Consider the following 341-nt stretch of genomic DNA (forward strand, 5'->3'; position numbering starts at 1 on the left):
TACATAGCTTTGTAGCCAAATCTTTTCAGCGAGTTCTTGACGAGGAATTATCCGCCCATTATGCTCAATAAAATAGCATAATAATTTGAATAATAAAGGCTCTAACTCTCTGCTATTATCGCCGTCGCTAATAGTTTGAAGATCAATGTTAAGTTGCCACTCACCAATTACGACAATATTTCCTTTAGTGAGAAAACGAGCTAACCTCATGCCTAATCCTTTAATTATTTACACTTTTATCACCATGGAATGATAACAGATGTTGTTTGTTATTAGGGTATTTTTGTTTACTGTATGTAAACTATAATTAGTTGTTATCAATATATGCAATAAAGGTCTTC

General features: G+C 32.6%; 1 protein-coding gene. It reads right to left on the minus strand.

All coding sequences use genetic code 11. The features are described from left to right. Nucleotides 1-210, minus strand: a 210-nt coding sequence (locus SB749_RS18965) for a winged helix-turn-helix domain-containing protein (RefSeq protein ID WP_410711666.1), incomplete at its 3' end; no start/stop codon positions are given. Nucleotides 211-341 lie beyond the last annotated feature (131 nt).

Origin of the sequence: Brevibacterium sp. SIMBA_078 (assembly GCF_046534565.1) — a bacterium.
Classification (GTDB): Bacteria; Actinomycetota; Actinomycetes; order Actinomycetales; family Brevibacteriaceae; genus Brevibacterium.